This is a genomic window from Brucella thiophenivorans, from assembly GCF_002252445.1.
GTDB lineage: Bacteria > Pseudomonadota > Alphaproteobacteria > Rhizobiales > Rhizobiaceae > Brucella > Brucella thiophenivorans.
Genome location: NZ_NNRJ01000054.1, coordinates 20,603 through 42,322 on the forward strand (window position 1 = coordinate 20,603; position 21,720 = coordinate 42,322).

Genomic DNA, 21,720 nt, shown 5'->3' on the forward strand with positions numbered 1-21,720 from the left:
CCTCGTTTTATTATCTGAATAATAAAACGAGGGGGATGTAATGCTGTTGCATGTGAATAACGAAATGGAAAATGGGATAGTTGCCAAAATTCCTCTTGCTCTGGACAAGGACATCAAGGGATTTCAAGGCGACGCCATTGATTTTGAAATATCGTCCGCTGACAATCATCTGATACAGACAGATGATTGTCATCCCTATAAGTCGCTGTTCAAAGTGTTATCTGGGACAACCGAACTCAGAAACCTGTATATAGCGCTTTCATTCAATCTCAGCTTTGCAACACCAGATGGTAAAAAGACCGCCATAGGGCGTTCTGGAGCAACAGAAGACTGGTTGATTACCAACGGTGATTATTATTCGGGAGGCTTATCATCCTTCGGCTTCACGTCCGGCAGCAAATTTGCCGGCAGCTATAGTGCAAGTCTCATCAACCCATATCTTTACGTGATTAAGACCGGCACGCTGCCAGACAACAAAATATCGAACAACATCTCTATGAGGGCACAGTTTTATCCGTCTTCAACCTACGCGCTCATAACGCCAAAGGACGGCATTCAAATCGTGGTGAGTAATCGCCAGAACCTGACGGAGTGAAATTATTAGGTGAACTCTCTGATTTTAGACCATTTAAAAAATTATTTTTCGGTCGTAGCGCGAGAGGAATTTGTTTCTAAACGAGAGAGATCGTATCTCCCCACGCGCTCTTCCATACCTTGAGCTACAAACCCACCACAATACGTAGGGATATGGCGAAAATAGCTCTGTTTTGCATTACAAAATCAGAGCAATTTTCACCGATACAACGCTCCCAAATATAATGTCCCACACAGCCTGGCTGGCAACATTGTTGTCTTGAAACAACAATGCTCCATATTTTCTTCACATATCCCGGCAAAGTAACGCTATTCTCAATCGGGGTTTGACTTCCCCTTGGTGAAAGAGCAAGACAATTTAAAGGGTTAGAGCGCATCCGAAAAAGTGTGAAGCAGTTTTTGGACAAGATGCGCGTTAAAATGGGTGATTAGAGCGTCGATCTGATTTTATTAAATCGGAATACACTCTGATACAGTTCTTGCGGCAAAGCGCGACCGCAAAGGGCTGCGTGTTATGCGTTGTAAAACCGGGTTCGGAATTGGGTATTTACCTTCCCATTGCGGAATTGTCGGTCAACATGCTGGTTCTGCTCGGCATGGGTGCTGCCGTAGGCTTTCTTTCCGGATTGTTCGGCGTGGGCGGCGGATTTCTCATCACGCCGCTGCTGATATTTTATAACATCCCTCCCGCCATCGCCGTTGCAACCGGCGCAAATCAGGTTATCGCTTCGTCGGTCTCGGGTGCACTTGCGCATTTCAAACGTCGAACGCTCGATATAAAACTGGGACTATTTCTGGTTGCGGGCGGTATATTGGGTTCACTCATCGGTATCTTCGTCTTCTCCTGGCTGCGTGATCTGGGTCAGCTTGATCTGATTGTTTCGATCCTTTACGTCTTTTTCCTCGGCACTGTCGGCGGGTTGATGCTTGTTGAAAGTGTGCGTGCACTTCGCCGTGTGAAAAAAGGTCAGGCAGGTGCTATTCGTCGCCCCGGTCAGCACACTTGGATACACAAGCTTCCGTTTAAGATGCGTTTTCGTGCATCGACCATCTATGTCAGCATTATCCCGGTGCTCGGCATCGGCTTTTTTATCGGCCTTCTGTCGTCGATAATGGGTGTTGGCGGTGGCTTCATCATGGTGCCAGCGCTCATTTATCTGTTGCATGTGCCGACCAATGTGGTTGTTGGTACATCGCTGTTCCAAATTACATTTGTCACTGCTTTTACCACCGTGATGCAGGCAACAACCAACCAGTCCATCGATATTGTACTGGCATTCCTATTGATGCTCGGCGGCGTGATCGGCGCGCAATATGGTGCGCGTGCCGGTCAAAAACTGCGCGGCGAGCAATTGCGCCTGCTGCTAGCCTTACTGGTGCTTGCCGTGGGTTTACGACTTGCGTTTGGCTTGTTCGTGCGGCCCGATAATCTGTTCTCAATCTCGATCGCGGATATGTGACATGAGGAAACTCACACTCATATCGGCTTTGCTACTAGGCTTTGCAACCATCCCGGCATCCGCACAAATCAATTCCAATGGTGATGGGAACACCGTTCCGCAATTACAAAACCCCGCCGAAGAAACCATCGAGATTGGGCTTTCGACCGAAACAATTGCCATTACCTCTAATTTTGGCGGCACGGATCTCACAATCTTTGGCGCTCTGGATAATGCCGATCCGTCAATCCTGCGCCGTGGGCGTTATGACATCATTGTCGTTTTGCAAGGGCCGTCACGTGATCTGGTTGTGCGCAAGAAAGAGCGCTATCTCGGTGTCTGGGTAAACGCGGATTCCGAGACATTTCTCGGTGTACCGCTATCCTATTCGCTCGCTTCAACGCGCAATTTGCAGGATATTGCAGACGAAAAAGTTTACCGGCAGCTTTCCGTTGGTGTCCGCAATTTTTATTTGCGACCGGAGGATCCGGCGAGCCTGTCAGGCAATATCCCCAAATTCGGTAACGAACTGCGCGAGATGAAAATTCGGCAGGGCCTTTATAACCAGCGTATCGGCGGCGTGGAATTCCTCTCCCGTACCCTTTTTCGCGCAACGCTTAATTTGTCGGCAAACGTGCCAATCGGCCGTCACCGCGCACGCGCACTTTTGTTTCGCAACGGTGTGTTCCTGCGCGAAGCCAATGCAAGCCTTGAAATCGTAAAAGCTGGTGTAGAGCAAAGCATCTATGATGCAGCCCATAAATACAGCTTCTTTTATGGTCTTTTCGCCGTGTTTCTTGCGGTATTTACCGGCTGGGCCGGTCGAGTGCTGTTTAAACGGGATTAACCACCGACCAGTGCAGCATGTGCGATCGGGTAAACCTTGCCCTGCCCAAGCATGTAAGCGCGCAATGTTGTCTCAACAAACAATCCACGAAAGGCGCGGTCCAGCACGTTAAGCGCGCCCGTATACGCACCAAAAGCAGGCATGATAAGCCGCTCGCCATCACTGGCAAAACACGGTCGCCGCACAGAACGCCCACGCTTGACGATGCGTGCTGCAGGATGGAGATGCCCCGCAACCTCACCCTGCGTCTTCAAACGTGCTGGTTCATGCCGAAATATAAGCGGCCCGATAGAAAGCTCCTCGACACAATCACCGGGCAAGTCTGCGGGACGCTCAGGATCGTGATTGCCGGTGATCCAGAACCAGTCCCGATGCTCCATCAGTGATTTCAGCCGGATCGCATAAAGCGATGGTAAGCGCTCGCTCGCCTTCCGATCATGAAAACTATCGCCGAGGCTGATAACTGTTCGCGGCTGATAGCGTGCAATGACAGCAGCCAGCATATCGAGCGTTGCAGCCGTATCATAGGGCGGGATCAACTGACCGCGTCGCGCAAAAGACGAGCCTTTTTCAAGATGCAGGTCGGAAACCACCAGCATGTGCAAATCCGGCAGAAAAAGTGCACCCGACGGGTCATAGATGGTTGCGACGCCGCGCAATTCTGCATGCGCCAGACTGTACGCCTCACCATTTCCCCAAACTGCTCTCATTGTATCGCTTCTCTGATCAAATCATCTGCCGCTTCTTCAAGCAGCATTTCGTCACCGTCACCTGCCACGCGTTCGCGACCGATTTCAAGCATAACAGGCAGCGCTAGCGGGGAAATGCGATCAAGCGGCTTATGCAGAAGGTGTCCTTTTACGCGCGCCAGCATATCGCCAAGACGTTTGATGTCCAGAAGTCCGGTCGCGGCATCGGCACGCGTTGCCTGCAACAAAATATGATCCGGCTCATGCGTGCGTAAAACATCATAAATCAAGTCTGTTGAAATAGTCACCTGACGCCCTGTCTTTTCAAGCCCCGGATGCCGCCGCTCAATCAGACCGGAAATCACCGCACAATTGCGGAAAGTCCGCTTCAAGAGATAGCTTTCATCCAGCCATGCTTCCAGATCGTCACCCAGCATATCTTCATCAAAGAGGCGGGAAAGGCTAAGCTTTCGAGCGCCGATCATCGCACCCATATCTTTGAGACCCCATAGCCCCAGGGAGTAATCGGTGGCGACAAAACCCAGGGGATGCACGCCCATCCGCTCCAGACGTCGCGTCAGCAACATGCCAAGCGTTTGATGCGCCAGCCTGCCCTCAAACGGATAAGCGACCATGTAAAAACGCCCTCCTTTGGGGAAAGTCTCGATCAACAGCTCATCGGTGCGCGGCAGAACGGATTTGAATTTCTGCACTTCCAGCCATTCCCGTACTTGTTCGGGCAGAAACTGCCAGCGCGAGCGATCCGCCAGCATCGCCCGCACCTGCGAGGCGAGATAGGTGGAGAGCGGAAATTTACCGCCCGCATAGACAGGGATTTTTGCATCCTGTCCTGCCGCATTGGAAGCCATGCATTCGTTCTCGCGGATACCTTCAAACCGCAACACTTTTCCCGCGAATAAAAATGTGTCGCCTTGTGTCAGCGTTTCAAGGAAATATTCCTCAATCCGACCCAGCACACGCCCACCTCTCGCATTCGCTCCCTTGCCGCGACTTGTGAGCCGGACATTCAATTCCGGCGCTTCAACAATCGTGCCTATATTCAGACGATATTGCTGCGCGATGCGCGGATTGGAAACACGCCATGTTCCGTCCACGGTTTTACGGATTTTGGCAAAACGCTCATAGGTTTGGAGCGCATAGCCGCCGGTCGCAACGAAATCGAGAATACGATCGAAGGTTTGGCGCGTAATATTCGAATAGGGTGCAGCGCTCTGCACTTCCCTATAAAGCTGATCGGCATTAAACGGCTCGGCGCAGGCCATGCCCAATACATGCTGCGCCAGCACATCCAGCGCGCCCTCGATCAATGGCGGCGTATCCTGTGCGCCAACATAATTGGCGTCGAGTGCGGCGCGACACTCCATCACTTCGAAACGATTGGCAGGCACCAAAATAGCGCGGCTCGGTTCATCCATGCGGTGATTGGAACGACCGATACGTTGCGCAAGACGGCTAGCACCCTTGGGCGCGCCTACATGGATGACGAGATCCACATCGCCCCAGTCGATACCAAGATCAAGTGTAGATGTCGCAACCACGGCGCGCAAAGCATTGGACGCCATCGCTTGCTCGACTTTGCGGCGCTGACTGGCATCAAGCGAACCATGATGCAGCGCAATCGGTAGCGTATCCTCGTTGACACGCCATAATTCCTGAAACAGCATTTCTGCCTGACTGCGCGTATTGACGAAAAGCAATGTCGTGCGATGCGCACGCACAGCCTCATAAATGTCAGGAATTGCATAGCGCGACGAATGCCCAGCCCATGGCACGCGCTCTTCAGAATCGAGAATGGTAATTTCGGGCTTTGCCCCGCCATCGACTGTAACAAGTCCGGATTTCGGATCGGTGCCATCCTGCTCAACCAGCCAGCGGCGCAACTCATCCGGCTGAGCAACGGTTGCAGATAGACCTATCGTCTGCATATCAGGCTGCAACCTGCGAAGCCGCGCAAGCCCAAGCGCCAGCAAATGCCCGCGTTTGGAAATCACCAGTGAGTGCAACTCATCCAGCACCACATAACGCAAGCTTTTGAAAAACTGCTCCGCCCCTTTGGAGGCGATCAGGAGCGCAAGCTGCTCAGGCGTTGTGAGAAGTATATCCGGGGGTGCAAGTTTCTGTCTTTGCCGCTTGTGTGCTGGTGTATCGCCCGTTCGCGTTTCAATGGTGATGTCCAGCCCCATTTCCTCAACAGGCACCGTCAGATTGCGATGAATATCGACGGCCAAAGCTTTGAGAGGCGAAATATAAAGCGTATGAACGCCCTGTTTTGTTTTAGACGCAATTCTTGACGGAAAACCGGTTCCCACTTTTCCTGAAATTGCTTTGTTGCTCTTGCGCTCCAGATCGACCAGCGCGGGCAAAAAACCGGCCAGCGTCTTGCCTGCACCTGTCGGTGCAATCAGCAGCGTCGATTTCCCCTGCTCTGCACGCGACAAAAGTTCCAACTGATGTGCGCGCGGCGACCAGCCCTTTTGCGCAAACCATTGCACAAAACGGTCCGGCAAATCAAAAGCAGCAGTCTGCGTTGTGGTGGTCAGGTTCAGCTTCACACGCTCAATCTAGTGCTTGCGTGGCCTGTCGCCAAGATGCCTGTTCACTTTTGTTCTCATTTTGTCAGGAGTGGTACTACAGGCTCTTTCCGTCTGCAAGTCTCTGACCTATTTAAGACTTCATGCGCTTCAACGAACTTCTGCGTTCAACACCCAATGGTCTTTATTGCCCGCCTGGAGATTTCTATATTGATCCGGTGCGGCCAGTTGATCGTGCGCTCATAACCCATGGTCATTCCGATCATGCACGTGCGGGACACGATCATGTGCTGGCGACCCAACAAACACTAGAGATCATGGCTATTCGCTATGGCGCAAATTTTGCGGGCAGTTCACAACCTGCAGATTTCGGCAAAGCCCTAACTATAAACGGCGTCAGAATTAGCTTTCACCCGGCAGGTCATGTGCTAGGTTCGGCGCAAATCATCGTTGAAAAAAATGGTGCACGCATTGTCGCCTCCGGCGATTACAAACGCGCGTCAGACCCAACCTGTGCGCCTTTTGAGCCAATTGCCTGTGACGTCTTCATCACGGAAGCAACCTTTGCGCTTCCCGTTTTTCGCCATCCCGAAGCCTCGCATGAAATTGCAACATTGCTGAAATCACTGTTGCAATTTCCCGAACGTGCGCATCTTGTAGGGGCTTATTCGCTCGGCAAAGCCCAACGCGTTATAAAGCTTATCCGCGATGCAGGTTATAGCGAGCCTATATATATTCACGGCAGTCTTCAGAAACTCTGCGATTATTATCAATCGCAAGGCATCGATCTTGGTCAATTGGAGCCGGCAACACTGGAACGCGGCGCAGCCAATCCCGACTTTGCCGGAAAAATCGTGGTCGGCCCGCCTTCCGCTCTGGCTGATCGTTGGGCGCGGCGCTTTCCCGATCCTCTGCCTGCTTTTGCCTCCGGCTGGATGCGCATTCGCCAGCGTGCAAAGCAACGTGGCGTGGAACTGCCTCTCATCATTTCCGATCATTGTGATTGGGACGAATTAATCGCCACCATCACCGAAATAAAACCCGCCGAAGTTTGGGTTACGCATGGGCGCGAAGAAGCCTTGGTTCGATGGTGCGAATTGCAGGATATTCCGGCGCGGCCTCTGCATCTCATTGGCTATGAAGATGAGGGTGATTAATGCAAGCTTTCGCTGAACTCCTCGACCGTCTCGTGCTTACACCGCAACGCAATGGCAAGCTGCGCCTGCTGGTCGATTATTTTCGCACCACGCCTGATCCTGATCGCGGTCTGGCACTTGCAGCAATCACACGTGATCTGGAATTGCAGAGTGTAAAACCTGCTATGCTGCGCGCATTGATTGCTGAGCGCAGCGATCCCACGCTTTTCGCCTATTCCTATGATTATGTCGGCGATCTGGCCGAAACCATTTCGCTAATCTGGCCGGGACCGAACGAAACTCGCGCAGGTGACAATCTGCCGTTAAGCGTGGTGGTGCACGAATTGCAAAATGCCTCGCGTCGCGAAGGTCCGTTATTGATTGCTGGATGGCTCGATCTGCTTGGTATCTCTGAACGCTATGCTCTCCTAAAACTAGTCACCGGCGGTCTGCGTATCGGCGTTTCAGCGCGTCTTGCAAAACAGGCACTGGCTGATTACGGCAATGTCGATGTGGTGGAGATCGAGGAACTCTGGCACGGACAGGCACCGCCGTTCACCGAACTTTTCGCATGGCTGGAAGGCCGAGAAGCGAAACCTGCGGCAGCTGCCGATGCGCCTTTCCGGCCAGTCATGCTGGCAACGGCACTTGACGAGGCCGAAATTCCCGCGCTTGATCCATCCGCCTATAGTGCCGAATGGAAATGGGATGGTATCCGTGTTCAGGCTGTCTCGGAAAACGGCGTCAGACGACTTTATTCACGCACAGGCGACGATATTTCCAGCACGTTTCCCGATGTGCTGGAGGCCATGGATTTCGAAGGCGCTATTGATGGTGAATTGCTTGTCGGCCATCATGGCGAAACAGGTATTGAAACCGCGACATTTTCCGATCTGCAACAGCGGCTCAACCGCAAGACCGTGACAGCAAAGCAATTGCAGGAATTTCCGGCATTCATTCGTGCCTATGATCTTATGCAAGACGGCACGCGGCTGACAGGCACAGATCTACGCGCGATCCCATTTGCAGAGCGCAGGGCGCGGCTTGTCAATTTCATCCAGAAGCTCGACAAGCGCCGATTTGATCTTTCGCCGGTGCTGGAATTTTCCAACTTTGATGAACTGGCCAAGCTTCGTCTTAACCCGCCTCACCCGGTTATCGAAGGCATCATGCTCAAGCGCCACGACAGCGCCTATGTTCCCGGTCGCCCGAAGGGGCCGTGGTTCAAATGGAAACGCGATCCTTTCACTGTTGATGCCGTGGTGGTCTATGCCCAGCGTGGGCATGGCAAGCGTTCGAGCTACTATTCGGACTTCACCTTTGCCGTGTGGACGGGGCCAGAAGACAAACCTGTTCTGGTGCCGGTGGGCAAAGCTTATTTTGGTTTTACCGATGAGGAGTTAAAACTCCTCGACAAATTCGTGCGTGATAATACGATTGAGCGCTTTGGCCCGGTACGCTCTGTTCGCGCCGAACCGGATCATGGGCTTGTAGTCGAGGTTGCTTTTGAAGGCCTCAACAGTTCAACCCGTCACAAGTCAGGTGTTGCCATGCGCTTTCCGCGTTTCTCGCGATTACGCTGGGACAAGCCACCGCGCGAAGCGGATCGTCTCGAAACGCTCGAAAAACTTTTAGAGCGGCGATCTAAACATTTATGTTGACGCGCATCTATTACGAAAACCGTTTCACACTTTTCGGGATACGCTCTCGCTTAGTTATTCACCCGCAGTGGTTACGCGAATTGCAAAAATATCAACGACCTTGCCGGTACCGCTCAAATCAGAATTGATCGTGATCTTTCCGCCACGACCAGCGGACTGACCAGTCTGAAACTCCTGATCGAACAGGAAATTATTCAGTGAATCGCGAACGTCATAACGTCTGCGTCCACAATCGCCCAAGCCTGCAAAATCACAATTGATCGACATTTGAGTGGTTTGGCCGTCACCGCTACGCCCAACAATATCAAACGTCGCCTTCTTGCCTGCTAGTTGATTGAGCACACCTTCGCCAACATCAAACGTGACAGTGTCACTTGCACTCTTCGACTGAACCCGCACGAAGCTGTTCGTACCCTCACGCATAATATCTGCCGTAGCCCCACCTTGAACTGACATGCGTGTCGCATCTTCAGGGGTAAAAATATTGATCCAGGTGCGTCCATCCGGATCCTCACCTTCTTTGATCGGAGCCATGCGATTGTCAGTCAACAGCGGACTAGAACCACTTCCGCGCGTGAAATCCGCAAAGCTATTATAAAGCGAAAATCCAATAAGCCCAAGAACAATGATGACCAGTACCGGAATGCCAACGCTTATAAGCGGCGAGCTACGCTTCTTTTTGCGATCCTTGCGCGCTACACCTGCCTCATAACCAAGATCGGCCGCAGCGCGTTTGTCCTTTTTCGAAGTCGAACGAATATCTGCGGTATCAAGTGCGGGCCCAGCTTCGAAATCATTTCCGCCCAGAACAGGATCAGAAGAATGCGGCACACCCAGCGACGGCTCGTGCTGAGCGCTTGTCGGCCGACCAGATTTAAACTCGGCCTCTATTTCCGAAATAGCATCTTTGATCTTCTGGCGTCGCTGCTGCTTCTGCTCTTCACTCAGTGCCGCATTGGACGTCAACGCGCGCTCATGCGCCCCCCATGCCGCCTCGTAAATACGCTGACGGGTAGCCGGATTATGCGCATCCGACTTTGCGAATGCATTTCTGATTGCGCGCTCGATACTTTCCAAAGGGCCGTTCTTCCTCGATTCCCGTATTCAGGAGATTGCATACGCTAACTGAGTCTTTCAGACACAGTATATTAAATGAGCCTCAGCGAAATTAACGTCTGAATCAAGGCATTTACCTGTTCTGAACCCATTTTGGCTACCCGTGACAACTGTTAAAGATACCAAACATTAACTTTAAGGCGCATTTTCCCCTCACCTATGGTGGAACAACCAACATTTCACGCCCAATAACAGCCATTTTACCACTCAATTTTTCATGTTGTGGTTGGCGAAAGCCGTGTTAGAAATATTACGTTTACGCAAACGTCAACTTTTTGGAGGATGAAATGGCATTGCCGGATATTTTGCAAAACAGGCTGCGCATTCCCGTGGTCGGAGCGCCACTGTTTATCATTTCAAATCCGGCTTTGGTGCTGGCGCAATGCAAGGCAGGCATTGTCGGTTCATTTCCGGCGCTCAATGCACGCCCTGAAGCACAGCTTGATGATTGGTTGGCAGAGATTACCGAAAATCTCGCCGCTTATGATGCCGCAAATCCCGAACGCCCTGCGGCCCCATTTGCAGTCAACCAGATTGTTCACCGCTCCAACAAGCGGCTCGAACATGACCTCGGTCTATGTGTAAAATATAAGGTGCCAATCGTCATTTCTTCGCTGGGAGCTGTACCTGATGTAAACGCGGCAATCCATTCGTATGGCGGCATCGTGCTGCACGATGTCATCAACAATCGCCACGCCAATTCCGCCATTCGCAAGGGTGCTGACGGCCTTATCGCTGTGGCAGCAGGTGCTGGCGGCCACGCAGGTGCACTGTCTCCTTTTGCACTCATTCAGGAAATCCGAGAATGGTTTGACGGACCGCTGCTGCTTTCGGGCGCAATCGCCAATGGCGGTGCAATTTTGGCAGCACAAGCCATGGGCGCAGACCTTGCTTATATCGGCTCACCCTTTATCGCGACCACAGAAGCCCGTGCGTGCGACGCTTACAAACAATCTATTGTGGACTCAAACGCATCCGACATCGTCTATTCCAACTATTTTACCGGCATATCCGGCAATTATCTGAAACCATCGATCGCCAATTCCGGCCTCGACCCTGATAATCTACCGGTAGCCGATCCATCCAAAATGGACTTCGACAAAGCACAGCAGGAAGGGGCAAAAGCCTGGAAGGACATATGGGGCTGCGGACAAGGAATTGGTGCGGTGAAAGAGATTACGCCTGCAGCGCAACTCGTCGACCGCCTCGCAACCGAATATGCTGCGGCACGCGAACGCGTCTGCGCAAACTGTTAAAGACCCTTGTTTGATATTGTAGGCGATGTCTGAAACAAACATCAAAAATGTGCGTTTTGGACCTTGCTTTCCATCCGCCTTTTCGTTATCAGCCCAACGTTCGATTTAAAAAAATCGACACTCCTTACGGAGTTAGGAACTTTTGTTCCGGGCCGCTTTAGCTCAGTTGGTAGAGCACATCATTCGTAATGATGGGGTCAGCAGTTCGAGTCTGCTAAGCGGCACCATATATAAATAAATTTTACTTCAAATTCATATACTTAGATTAATTAAGGAGACTTCTACCCCCCTTAAAATCCACCCTTGTGCATTCGGTTAACCGCCTCCGATGCTGCACATAATTCCGCATCCGAAATGATTTCCCTCGCGCGCGTGCGCGTACTGCTCCCAAAAGTCCCCTAAGACCTTTCATTCTCACCTTTCCATCCGGCACGTTTTGATTCCCTCTGATTGTTTTCAAAGCCAATCCGCCACATGACCGAAAGCCCTCGCGTGCGCGTGCGCGCGTATTGGTCCGTCAACTGTGCTTGATACGCCTCGACCTTTCTGAAACGGTGAGACAATTCATAACCACTGATCTACCGCGAGCTGTATATTCACTAAAACGCAGTAATTTAGTGATGATGTTAGGCATGGATAGAATTTGTCTCAGGGGCGCTACGTATGGAATGGACTTTCATTCACACTCTGACGTTTACCTTCATGTCGGTGTTCTCAATGGTCAACCCGATTGGTATGGCCCCTGTCTTTTTGGCTCAAACCAGTCGCCAGCCCAAAGAGGAACGTCACAAGCTTGCCTATAGGGTGGCCTGCTACGGCGCTATCCTGCTCATCATAACGTTGTTCATCGGTCCGAGCGTCCTTCAGTTCTTTGGTGTCGCTCTTGCCGATATACAGGTAGCAGGAGGCATATTCGTTTTCTTTACGGCTTGGCGCATGTTGGTAGCAGATCCTGCTCCGCCAGCGGGTGTAGCAGAAACGCCTACAGGTCGCGACAAGTCAGCAGATATAGCATTCTTCCCGTTGACTATGCCCATCACAGCCGGGGCCGGTACTATTGCAATAATCCTCACACTATCCAGCAAAATGGAAGGCGGCCTACAGAACGAGGTCTCATCCTATGCCGGAGCGGTCTGCGGAATCGTTCTGGTCTTCATATGCGTTGCGATTTGCTACAGGTACTCAGACGCAATCTTTAAGAAAGTCGGACCAGCAGGAACGGCGGTTTTGACGAGATTAACCGCATTCTTGCTTTTAGCTATCGGTGTTTCGGTAACATGGGGTGGCTTGAGCAGTTTGATATTATCCTTGAAATAGACGCTCGGTCGCAAACCTCTCCACTAGCAGCCTATCCTGATTTGGAGAGACCTGTGCCCGCTTTTGCTCGCGTGATGACCGGACTTAAATCGGTGTTTCTCTCGCGTAGTGATGGCAGATTAATCGGTGAAGCCTCGCGCGCGTGCGCGTATTGGTCGGAAAACTCCGGCTGAGATGAAAGCCATTTGAAAACTGTTGAGCGATTGGGAAAATCAACGCCGCTGCAAATGGTGCGCAAACTATCACCGTCTGCAATGCGCATGAGGCAACGAGGATAAACGCAGAGAGAACGAGAAGCTTGGCGGTTGTTTTCGCCCCTTGTTTTAAATCGAGCGCCACTATTTAGCCCTATTGCTTAATGAGAGAGCGATACGATAATTGAGATTCAGGAAATACTGCTTTGCCATTCCGTACGGACCAATTTGTTGGAACATATAAGCCAGCGCAGATGCGGGCCTTACAACGAGCGTATCTTGAAACGTGTATTTTGCTCGGAGTGTCATCGCCAACAGAAGTAGAAACCCTGAAAATCGCGAAGATGGTTTATAAAATCTACGACAGCGGCGTTGAAGAACCTTATCAAATAGCTCGTCTTATTCTGCATGCTGAAAGCATCTCGTGATTGCCTCTCCCAGAATGACAAAACTCCGAACGAAGCGGTGATGAACTGTGTGTTCATTTATTTTTTTATTGCAGTTTAAAGACAGCCTGTCTAAACGCCCCGGATGGATACGTTGCTAAAAAGATCAATCTACATCTCATCGGCAGTGGCTGGCATCTACCTAACTTGGGCAATCGTGACAGGCGCGTTAGTACAATCATTCTAATCGAATTCGATATATTAAACATATATTCACCTCCCCAAATGCAAGCTTGCTAGTAAATCTTGCATTACTGGAGATGTGGAATGCCTCACATGCTGCCGCCTAGGAAGTTCTTGACTCCAATCTTGATCATATGCGGCGTTGTATTGATCGTGGCGATTTTCAAGCGAGCATATGACACCTACCACGGCGTTGACCCCACTTGGAGTAATACCGAACGCGGGGTGCATCCCGGCTGGCAGATGAACCCATAAAATCCGTTTTGGTTGCAGAAAAAGAAAAAGGCCCGCGTGAGCGAGACCAATAACCCTAACGAATGTTAGGTTGCTAATTTGCTGGTTATATATACCATCGCATTATGAAAATTTCGGCGAAGAAGGCCTATGAGCTAATTCGTACTGCCGTACACGTCGATGGGACCCTTATTGAGCCATTCACGGCTAAGGATATACGACGAGTAATTTCCGGCTGGCGTTATACTGATCACTTTAGTTTCCTCGCGTCGAACTGTGATAGCAATCAACTCGATGAAAAAGTTCTATTCATTCGGGTTGGGCGAGGTAATTATCGGCTATCAAAAAGCGGCGCGAAAGCCGCTGAACTCTGAACATTAAATTCCATGCTGGACCATGCGCTTGTGGCATGGCTGGGTTTGACCGGATTTCCCCACTGGGGAATGTTAGACGCCTCAGATTTGAGCGATGCGTCCGGCCAGCGTCTCTCGTGCGTCCGGCGCTCATGATTACCAATTTACATCACGGCCTTATCTGCGTCCGCAACGGCTAATACGGCTGCATTTGATCAACGTGAATGTTGCCATCATTGTAGATTTGGATTGTCAGATCAGGATTGCCCTCGATGATTTCATATTCAACCCCCTGCCGCATCTTCCATTGATAACCCTTTTCAGGGTGCCTCGAAGAAACAGGTTCCCATTTCATTTCGGAAATTGGCTTGCCTTCGCCCCACCTATTTTCCTTGCTGGCGAATACTTTGCTCGGAGTGTCGCCCTTATCTCGCAGGTTGAAATCGTAATAGTTCCTGCGGTCTTGCAATAAGATTGCTTTTGCATCGGTGAGCTTAACACCCTTGTTATCGACTTTATCTTTTTCGCTGATATGAGCGGTGTAGCTGTCTACGAGCTTGGGTGCAGCCTTTTCCTGCGTAGCTGTAGCGATAGGTGTCGAGCTGCTACCTTTGGAGGCATCATTTGTCGTACATGCCGTGACCAACGCAACTGCGCAGATGCTTAGAGTGATTGGAATAAATCGCTTCATGGTCGCCCCCTGTTTAGGCAAGCTGGCAGACGCGCAGCGGGTGGTCAACCACAACCTTCAATGAAAGTTTACCTGGCGCGGGTTAGTGACGCGCAGTTAAATCAACGGGGCGGGTAAATGGATAAGGCACGAGTTATCGGCATTTGGGTTTCTGGGATTATGGCGACTGGTTTTATTGGGGGAGCGACAGGAGCCGCTTTAGCTGGATTTGCGGGAATACACCCTCCGCAAATTGCACTGCCATCGGTTATTGGCTGTGCCTTACTATTTGTATGCGTCCGGCTATGGCGAGTGGAGATCAGGAATATCGGTTAGCCGTAGAAGGGTCTGCTCAGTTTTGAGCATACCCTAATGCGTCCAGTTTTGGACGTATCGGACTTTTCACCAAAATTGGATGAATGGCTTTCCCCTCATGTTCATTGCCGGAAATTTCGTCCTGATCGTCATTATGGAAATTTCCCATATTGACCGAAGCGGGATTATCCCGGTTTGAGGTAGGAACGAAATCCATAACAACATCATCTGAAAACCAGACGATGCTTACTCGCCCCGCGGCGGGGCGCTGACACTGTGCATTGCAGGAAGTTTTGCGGTTTCCCCGTAAAACAGCCTATTTTAGGCTCCGATCCATGAAGCGTTCGGCTTTGCCTGTGTATGCTTTCCGGCAATGCTCCTCGCAGAAGGGGCTTCCAGATTATTGCAAATGATTAATCGCTCATGACCACCTTAGAAAAACAAACCGCGATTTTCTGGTTGGCTCCGAGGTCCTCTGCAAATTTCACCAGCTTAGGCCCGTCACCGTCATCAGCCATACCGCCCCAAACATCTTTGAACGTCTGCTTGCCAGAGGAATTGTCAAAGAAAAAATATCCGGGATCGGCCACAGGCGTTGAGGCATAAACTACAGTCCAGTCACCCGACTGCATAAAACTGTCAACTTCGACCTTGGCTGGTTTGACCTTTTCTTTGAGGCTTTCAGAGATAAGTTTCGCGTATTCAGTCTTTCGCTCTTTCGTTAGTGCTTGATCTACTCCTGTGCAATCCACTGCTGCGGTAGCCGGGTATATGAAAAATGAGCCAGCCAAGACAATTAAAGCGAACCTAGTTATTGTGGACATATTCCGCCCTCCTAAAATGCCTTTAAAGCGAACAGACTTGAGCCTAACGCTTGTTCGGTCGGATGAGCAATCGAAAAACCAAGCCAAAACAAAAACCCCGGCGATTAGGCCGGGGCTCGGTTCATCAGCGGGTTATAATTTACGGCGGTGGTTCAGGTAATACCGGATCTCTTTCCAGCCGATAAAAGCTAACACATATGATAGTGCTGCAAGAATAGCCGCTTCAATTATTAGAAACCAAATCATGATGCGTCTTCAAGCCTGAACTAGGCCGCCTCCTGATTTTTTGCCCTTCATCCATGGAAGCGCGACTTCTGGTTCTTCGAGAATTCCGGTCTTCTTGGCGAAACCTCGAATGGCGCTCTCTGCTGCTTCCACTGGTTTGATGCCATCGTGGCTATCGCAGCACGCTTTCCAAGCGGTTTCATAAATGAGGCCACGGTCGTATTCGGGCCACTCATAAAGCAAATCTAAAGCATCCCCGATGCTGGCAATTTCTCGAACAAGGTAAGGGCCGTCCTTCACAAAAACAGGACTGTCAAACAAACGGTCGCTCATCGAAACCTCCATTTGATCGAACGTTAAATGTTGGAATGACGGTTTCGATTTAGTTACCAATCTATCGGTTTCAAGGCCTTCACAATCACAATAATCGCAAAATAGATTGGCTCGGCGCTTTAACGTGGCGGGGCACGAGCTTAACGAGGATGGGAAGCACCTCCGAAAGCTGGGTGCTGTTTTTCCAGTGCATCGATACGCGCCCGAACAAACGCCGGGGTGAGCAATCCATTCATCAGCCGCTTGCGGCATCCATCCAACACGCGCTCATGCAATCTGCTCAAATCTGAGCCGAGTACGGTCGCTAAAAATTTATCGGCCTCTTGCTGCGATGCTGGAGCCGAAAATGGCGTGTTTTCTTCTTCGCCGTTTGCCGCGAGTGCATACCCGTTTTTTTTCTTTGCCGGGAAGTCGGGGGAGCTTGCTACAGCGCTTTTGATTTGCGCGCTTCGCTCCCCCTCAACGTCACCCATAACTGGAGAACCGTCGCTGTCTTCATAGCCGTTTATTACAGGTAATCCTGTAAGGTATTCCTTAAAGGTAATTGGTGGCATTTTCTGCCCACCTTGATGGGCACTTTCTGCCATCCTTGGTGGGCATATATTGCCGTCCTTGTCATTTTCAGGGTGGGCAACTTCTGCCACCCTTGCAGGTTCAAGGTGGGCATTACTTGCCATGCTGGATTGCGGCCTATTGCGTACATTCTGATCGGCTTTAATCTCGCGCTGGCGTTCTTCCAATTCCTGAATATGCATCTGAACTCGCTCATGATGCGGGTTGTCGATGCGATAAACCGTGATGCCATTTCTGCGGCCAACCGGGATGAGATAGCTGTGCTGCTCAAGAAGTCTGCGGGCCTTAACAGCGGTGTGGTGCGAACGCAGACCAGCGCGAATAAAGACACGACTGTTTGATGCGTAAGCGGTCGTTGCCTGGAGCGTCTTCTTGTCGATGGTGACAAGGGATGCATAGACGATAATCAGATTGAGGCACTGACCAGCGCGCAATAGCGGATCGGCTGCAACCGTCTCGAATAGCGAGAACTTGAACGCGGCGAGTTCCTGCTTTGCCTGATCGAACGCATTCGGGCTTTGACGGCGTGGGAATGCGTGAACCTCGGCTGATGAATTGGCGGGCTGGTTCATGCTCCTTGCCCTCCCAGCATCCTTTCCGGGTTTTCGCGTTCGTCTACGAAATCCTCGTCGGTGTCTTCAAAGTCAGCATCTCCATCAATCTGATCGAGAAGCGCGATAGCTTCATCAATCCATTGCTCCAGAAAAAGGCGGCGAAGGCGGTGAATGGCTGGGCTGCTCATTTCGTGCCTCCATTCTTCGGGAATGAGGCGAAAGCAACGCGCCTCGCGGCTTTGAGAATGAGAAGCGCCAGAACAACGCGGATGAGTTTCATACTGAAAGCTCCGTGCGCTGTACGTCCACCGTCTCTAAATATCGAAGCGCCGACCGAAGTGCATTTTCAGACATGCAGTCGATTATTGTGTCTTCTTCCAAGGCTAAACGGATTGCCTCACGAACACCCGCAATGCTGGTTGTTTCGGGCGTGTTTTCGCCATTCCGAAGAATCGCTTCCATATAAGGGCCGTACGTTTCATCAATCGCCCTGTTTTCATCTTCCACGGTTGGAATCAGGTGATCCGGGATATCGTTGAACGCAATCTTTCCCGCTCGGTACGCCTGTATCAGTTCAAGCATAGGGTCAGGTACCGGAACAGCGGCAATAGAGCCAAAGGCTAGCGCGGCACCGACACAAGGAGCGGCGCTTAGAAAAGAGCGACGGTTTATCATTCTGGCGCTCCTTCCTCGTTGTACGGCCCAAATGCGATAAAGCTGCTGCCTTCGGGCTTAGCTTTGCTTGCAGGGCAGATCATGACGTATTCAATGTTCGGGTCCATCTGACCCAAACAAAGGGCCAACTCTCGCGCAAGACGACGCGACTTCATCCATGGGTCTTCTGCTTGCAGGGTGTCAGGCACGATTTTAGACAAGCCTTCGGCGTTAGCCGGAATGGTGCGTTCCGTCATTGGACTTCTCCAGATTTTCAGAATTGGTTAGATCGGTCTTGCCCTTGTCGGGCATACTCTCTCAGAGGGATTCAAAATAAGCGTCATAAGTGTCATAAGCGTCATACCTATTGATTTTATTATGTTTTTTCATGACACTTAGAAAATCATGACACTTGCAAGCGTCATACTATACCGCCAAAAGCCTTGAAATCTTTGCTTCCATATCGCGGCGGCGGCTCTGAATGTCGACGCTCCACGGCTTATAGGAAAGCAGTTCAATCTGCTCGCGAAGTGCTTCCACCTTTGCCAGTACCGGATTGCTGATGCGCAACGCTGCATCCTTGGCGCGCTTCCACGCCAGCATCAAAAGCCAGTTGAACGTGCTCCGCTTGAATGAGCGTTTGCTGTACGACCGGCGATAAGTGGCCCATGCTTCATTCATGATTGCTGACAGGTTGAACATTTTAGCCTCCATAAACATTTTGTGTTTATATATAGACACTAATTGTTTACCATGGTCAACAATAAAAATTTACATATAGGCAAAAAATGTTTATCCATAACCAGAAAATGAGGAAAAGCAATGGACGCCAAACAAATTCGCGCAGCCCGCGCTCTATTAAATTGGTCACAAGGTGCGCTCGTAGAAGCCAGCGGCCTCTCGTTAACAACCATCCGACGCATGGAAGATGATGCTATAGGCCCTCAGAGAAGCTCTGCCGGAAACGTCGAGACCGTAATAAAAGTGCTGGAAGCAGCAGGCGTCCAATTTCTCGAAGATGGACAGGTAGCAAACGGGCCGGGAGTGGCGTTGAAGAAAGTCGGCAGTTAAAGCCCGTTGAACACGAAATTCAGCCGTCCACCAAGCGAATCATTACGGAGAAATCTTTTTCTGACAGGCAACGAAGTTCCCTGATCTGGAAAAAATCTGCGAGCATCAAAGCTTTTCTAAGATAATCCTTAATCGGAAGATTAAATGTATACCTTTGAATAATCTTGGGATTTTTATTTATGGAGCCGCTCATATTCGTCAGTCGTCAATTACGGCAAGAATATGACTGGATTTTTTCCGGATTGTTGGCTCTTTACGGTTAGTTAATTGTTTTAGTGGGGGGGCTTAACAATCGTGTCGGTCGAAATCATTATTCGCAATATGAAGAACAGGATGCCGTGGAGCGTAGCACAGAAAGTTCTGGCTGAATGCGAAGTTCATCGCTCGATGGGATGGGACCGAACTCTAGAGCAAATAAGTGACACTAAGGCTGATTACAGCCAACAGACGGATATACTCACAGAAGCGCTTCGGGAACACATTTTATGTGGAGAGAAAGCGAGTACATTCTTTTCACTGGACAAAGAGGCCGCAGTTCGATTGAGGCGCGCTGTTACAGGTCTTTCTGTCGAAAAGAACAGCTTTCAAACAGCGTATCCCTTTGTTCTAAGTGAGGATGAGCTCTCTAAGCAGCCTTTAGGCGCTCAACTGACCGCCATCGAAGCATTCGAAAATGGTACTGCTATTGTTTTTTGTTCGCCGCGTATACTCACTTCACGTGAAGCACTTAATGAAAAAGATTTTCCCAACGAAGCGGCACAGCTATTTAGCAAGTTTGATGAAATCGTCGGGCTCAAGATACGGCGCTTTCACGCATTCGATATCGTGTGGATACCTAATGATAGTGATTTAATCGATATTCGGATAGACTTCCCAAATGGTGCACAGATAGATCAAACGCTAGCTGCCCTAAAAAACACGATAAAATGCTTTAATGCACTGATGGGCGAGGAAACTTTATCCCAGGAGGTAAATCTATTTCCACTTATCGATCGGATGTATTTCGCTGCGAATGAGGGGCATGTTGTGGAACTCGGTTTTGGTACCAGTACCGCATCACTTAAACACGAAAAAATGCGCCGTAAAGGGCTGTGCCTTCGTCAAGAGACATATCATAAAGGCGGCAGCAACGCTCTTAAAACCAAAATTGAGCCACATAGAATAAGTATCGTTTGGCGTCGCATTATTGATGCCGAAACATTCTCGACGCCAGAACTTAGCCTAAATAGCAACTCTAGAGCATCCGGTTCTGAAAACCCTGTTCTTTCGACTGCATTTGTTCACAAATGTATGGGATTCGAAGATTATTTATTTGTACGTGAACGAATTGAGCACTACTTATATAGTGAAAATATAACAATTGAATAAAAAGTGGCTTTAATGACACTAGAACGTTTTAAAAAGGAGATAGCGGAGCGCTGGCAAGGTTTGCCGGTAGCGGATCTCTGCGTTAAAATACTGGATAAAGTAGAAGTAATACCAATAGATCAGCTGAAATTTATTACTTTTACGACTTTTGCCAATATGCTTGAGCGCCCTTCTATCGATTTGGAAGTTCTGGGAGCAGTTAATATTTTGACTAACTCAAGTTTTGCTCTTTTCGATACTCATGCCATGTTTGTTGATGAGTACGATTCCGAATATCCGATATCTTTAAAACAACTGAATGATGCCAAACGTACGGGGATTTTTATCCACCCAGATACTGGCGAAGACGTCCCTAACTTTGCTGATCGCATTTTTCCGATATTTTCTGCCAGCGCAAGACTACATGCTGAGATAACAAAGCAATGACACACCTAGGCCTGTCGATTACGGACCTCGAAAAGACCATGTGTTCAACTACGCCTGGTCGAATAGCTTTCGAAATGTGCCTTGCTGATACGCACGAAGAAATACACAAACTTATTGAAGACGGAATTGATTGGGCTGCCCTTCAACTGGCGGAAAATGCTCATCTCAATCAAAAACTAGGTGAAGACAAAATAACGATTGATATTATCGGTATACTGAAATCGTTAACCTTTGACGCAGCTCACGATACGCAAATTGGTGGGCACTGCGATATTGTGGTGCGGGCTAAAAGTGACTTTTTATGGATTGGTGAAGCTAAAATTCATTCAGACTATAACTGGTTGCAAAAAGGAATGTCGCAACTAAGTACCCGTTACTCGACCGGCTTGCAGGGGCAAGACTGCGGAGAAATACTAGTTTACACTTACGCACCTCGTCTGGATAAAATTCTTGCTGAATGGAGGAATCGGGTAGCGGATTCCGTGGAAGAAATAAGCGTGGAGGAGTTGGATTTAGATCGTCTTGTCTTCCGTACTACGCACCCGCATGTCAAAACGGGCCGCCCTTTTCGTGTTCGACACAAAGGAATTAGCTTGCATTTTAATCCGAAGGCTTAGCGTCTTGAGTTGATAAAACTTTAATTTCGCTGTTGACCACCCATGTCCTAATGGATGGTCAATAGTCTGGTGA

The 21,720-nt window shown here is 50.0% G+C and carries 25 protein-coding genes, 1 tRNA gene and 1 pseudogene; 13 read left to right on the plus strand and 14 right to left on the minus strand.

Annotated features, from left to right (window positions below; translation table 11 throughout):
* Positions 1-40 precede the first annotated feature (40 nt).
* From CEV31_RS17540 to CEV31_RS17550, 3 genes are all read left to right on the plus strand, one after another.
* Positions 41-595, plus strand: coding sequence for a hypothetical protein (locus tag CEV31_RS17540; protein WP_094508982.1), 555 nt, complete (start codon positions 41-43; stop codon positions 593-595).
* Between the two features lie 538 nt (positions 596-1,133).
* Positions 1,134-2,054, plus strand: a complete 921-nt coding sequence (locus CEV31_RS17545; protein ID WP_094509077.1) for a sulfite exporter TauE/SafE family protein — start codon at positions 1,134-1,136, stop codon at positions 2,052-2,054.
* 1 nt (position 2,055) lies between these two features.
* Positions 2,056-2,880 (plus strand): TIGR02186 family protein, encoded by an 825-nt coding sequence (locus CEV31_RS17550; RefSeq protein WP_094508984.1) that lies wholly within the window; start codon positions 2,056-2,058, stop codon positions 2,878-2,880.
* Here the strand turns inward: CEV31_RS17550 and pdeM are convergent.
* Complete coding sequence (pdeM, locus tag CEV31_RS17555; RefSeq protein WP_094508986.1) at positions 2,877-3,590, minus strand: ligase-associated DNA damage response endonuclease PdeM; 714 nt, start codon at positions 3,588-3,590, stop codon at positions 2,877-2,879. The two genes, CEV31_RS17550 and pdeM, sit on opposite strands and share 4 nt — an antisense overlap.
* Complete coding sequence (locus CEV31_RS17560; protein WP_094508988.1) at positions 3,587-6,142, minus strand: ligase-associated DNA damage response DEXH box helicase; 2,556 nt, start codon at positions 6,140-6,142, stop codon at positions 3,587-3,589. The genes pdeM and CEV31_RS17560 overlap by 4 nt, the downstream gene beginning before the upstream one ends.
* A gap of 122 nt (positions 6,143-6,264) precedes the next feature.
* Here CEV31_RS17560 and CEV31_RS17565 point away from each other — a divergent pair, with 122 nt between their 5' ends.
* The gene (locus CEV31_RS17565; protein WP_094508991.1) at positions 6,265-7,278 is read left to right on the plus strand and encodes a ligase-associated DNA damage response exonuclease; all 1,014 of its coding nucleotides are present in this window, start codon (positions 6,265-6,267) and stop codon (positions 7,276-7,278) included.
* The gene (locus CEV31_RS17570; protein ID WP_094508993.1) at positions 7,278-8,918 is read left to right on the plus strand and encodes a cisplatin damage response ATP-dependent DNA ligase; all 1,641 of its coding nucleotides are present in this window, start codon (positions 7,278-7,280) and stop codon (positions 8,916-8,918) included. Before CEV31_RS17565 ends, CEV31_RS17570 begins: the two co-directional genes overlap by 1 nt.
* Before the next feature lie 54 nt (positions 8,919-8,972).
* Here CEV31_RS17570 and CEV31_RS17575 read toward each other — a convergent pair whose 3' ends face one another.
* The gene (locus CEV31_RS17575) at positions 8,973-9,995 is read right to left on the minus strand and encodes a hypothetical protein (RefSeq protein WP_094508995.1); all 1,023 of its coding nucleotides are present in this window, start codon (positions 9,993-9,995) and stop codon (positions 8,973-8,975) included.
* Positions 9,996-10,321: 326 nt separating this feature from the next.
* Between CEV31_RS17575 and CEV31_RS17580 the strand changes: the two genes are divergently transcribed.
* From CEV31_RS17580 to CEV31_RS17590, 3 genes are all read left to right on the plus strand, one after another.
* Entirely contained in the window at positions 10,322-11,290 is a 969-nt protein-coding gene (locus CEV31_RS17580; protein WP_094508997.1) for an NAD(P)H-dependent flavin oxidoreductase, read from the plus strand.
* Positions 11,291-11,441: 151 nt separating this feature from the next.
* Positions 11,442-11,517: transfer RNA gene (locus tag CEV31_RS17585), tRNA-Thr, on the plus strand.
* Positions 11,518-11,953: 436 nt separating this feature from the next.
* Entirely contained in the window at positions 11,954-12,607 is a 654-nt protein-coding gene (locus CEV31_RS17590; RefSeq protein WP_094508999.1) for a MarC family protein, read from the plus strand.
* A 31-nt stretch (positions 12,608-12,638) separates the two neighbouring features.
* Here the strand turns inward: CEV31_RS17590 and CEV31_RS21580 are convergent, their stop codons facing one another.
* Positions 12,639-12,869: a terminase small subunit-like protein gene (locus CEV31_RS21580; RefSeq protein WP_094509001.1), complete on the minus strand. Its 231-nt coding sequence runs from the start codon at positions 12,867-12,869 to the stop codon at positions 12,639-12,641.
* Between the two features lie 138 nt (positions 12,870-13,007).
* Here CEV31_RS21580 and CEV31_RS20990 point away from each other — a divergent pair, with 138 nt between their 5' ends.
* The gene (locus CEV31_RS20990; protein WP_143850975.1) at positions 13,008-13,229 is read left to right on the plus strand and encodes a hypothetical protein; all 222 of its coding nucleotides are present in this window, start codon (positions 13,008-13,010) and stop codon (positions 13,227-13,229) included.
* A gap of 984 nt (positions 13,230-14,213) precedes the next feature.
* Here the strand turns inward: CEV31_RS20990 and CEV31_RS17605 are convergent.
* The 10 genes and pseudogenes from CEV31_RS17605 to CEV31_RS17640 form a co-directional block, all read right to left on the minus strand.
* Positions 14,214-14,708: a hypothetical protein gene (locus CEV31_RS17605; protein ID WP_094509005.1), complete on the minus strand. Its 495-nt coding sequence runs from the start codon at positions 14,706-14,708 to the stop codon at positions 14,214-14,216.
* Positions 14,709-15,039: 331 nt separating this feature from the next.
* Complete coding sequence (locus CEV31_RS20995) at positions 15,040-15,219, minus strand: hypothetical protein (protein WP_143850976.1); 180 nt, start codon at positions 15,217-15,219, stop codon at positions 15,040-15,042.
* A 196-nt stretch (positions 15,220-15,415) separates the two neighbouring features.
* Positions 15,416-15,826 carry a hypothetical protein gene (locus tag CEV31_RS17610; protein WP_094509008.1) on the minus strand — a complete coding sequence of 137 codons (411 nt, stop codon included), beginning with the start codon at positions 15,824-15,826 and terminating at the stop codon, positions 15,416-15,418.
* 255 nt (positions 15,827-16,081) lie between these two features.
* A complete protein-coding gene (locus tag CEV31_RS17615) occupies positions 16,082-16,384 on the minus strand; it encodes a DUF982 domain-containing protein (RefSeq protein WP_094509079.1) in 303 nt (100 codons plus the stop codon).
* Between the two features lie 140 nt (positions 16,385-16,524).
* Positions 16,525-16,938 (minus strand): hypothetical protein, encoded by a 414-nt coding sequence (locus CEV31_RS17620; protein ID WP_094509010.1) that lies wholly within the window; start codon positions 16,936-16,938, stop codon positions 16,525-16,527.
* Positions 16,893-17,529 (minus strand): annotated as a pseudogene (locus CEV31_RS17625) (hypothetical protein). The gene CEV31_RS17620 and the pseudogene CEV31_RS17625 overlap by 46 nt, the downstream one beginning before the upstream one ends.
* Complete coding sequence (locus CEV31_RS21160) at positions 17,526-17,699, minus strand: hypothetical protein (protein ID WP_169717389.1); 174 nt, start codon at positions 17,697-17,699, stop codon at positions 17,526-17,528. The pseudogene CEV31_RS17625 and the gene CEV31_RS21160 overlap by 4 nt, the downstream one beginning before the upstream one ends.
* An 88-nt stretch (positions 17,700-17,787) precedes the next feature.
* Positions 17,788-18,186 (minus strand): twin-arginine translocation signal domain-containing protein, encoded by a 399-nt coding sequence (locus tag CEV31_RS17630; protein WP_094509012.1) that lies wholly within the window; start codon positions 18,184-18,186, stop codon positions 17,788-17,790.
* Positions 18,183-18,422: a hypothetical protein gene (locus tag CEV31_RS17635; protein WP_094509014.1), complete on the minus strand. Its 240-nt coding sequence runs from the start codon at positions 18,420-18,422 to the stop codon at positions 18,183-18,185. Before CEV31_RS17635 ends, CEV31_RS17630 begins: the two co-directional genes overlap by 4 nt.
* Before the next feature lie 169 nt (positions 18,423-18,591).
* Positions 18,592-18,867: a hypothetical protein gene (locus CEV31_RS17640; protein ID WP_143850977.1), complete on the minus strand. Its 276-nt coding sequence runs from the start codon at positions 18,865-18,867 to the stop codon at positions 18,592-18,594.
* Positions 18,868-18,987: 120 nt separating this feature from the next.
* Here CEV31_RS17640 and CEV31_RS17645 point away from each other — a divergent pair, with 120 nt between their 5' ends.
* The 4 genes from CEV31_RS17645 to CEV31_RS17660 all read left to right on the plus strand — a co-directional run bounded on the left by CEV31_RS17645 (position 18,988) and on the right by CEV31_RS17660 (position 21,647).
* Positions 18,988-19,236 (plus strand): helix-turn-helix domain-containing protein, encoded by a 249-nt coding sequence (locus CEV31_RS17645; protein WP_094509018.1) that lies wholly within the window; start codon positions 18,988-18,990, stop codon positions 19,234-19,236.
* 294 nt (positions 19,237-19,530) lie between these two features.
* Complete coding sequence (locus CEV31_RS17650) at positions 19,531-20,604, plus strand: hypothetical protein (protein ID WP_143850978.1); 1,074 nt, start codon at positions 19,531-19,533, stop codon at positions 20,602-20,604.
* A 12-nt stretch (positions 20,605-20,616) separates the two neighbouring features.
* The gene (locus CEV31_RS17655) at positions 20,617-21,030 is read left to right on the plus strand and encodes a hypothetical protein (RefSeq protein WP_094509023.1); all 414 of its coding nucleotides are present in this window, start codon (positions 20,617-20,619) and stop codon (positions 21,028-21,030) included.
* 38 nt (positions 21,031-21,068) lie between these two features.
* Entirely contained in the window at positions 21,069-21,647 is a 579-nt protein-coding gene (locus CEV31_RS17660) for a hypothetical protein (RefSeq protein WP_143850979.1), read from the plus strand.
* Positions 21,648-21,720: the final 73 nt, after the last annotated feature.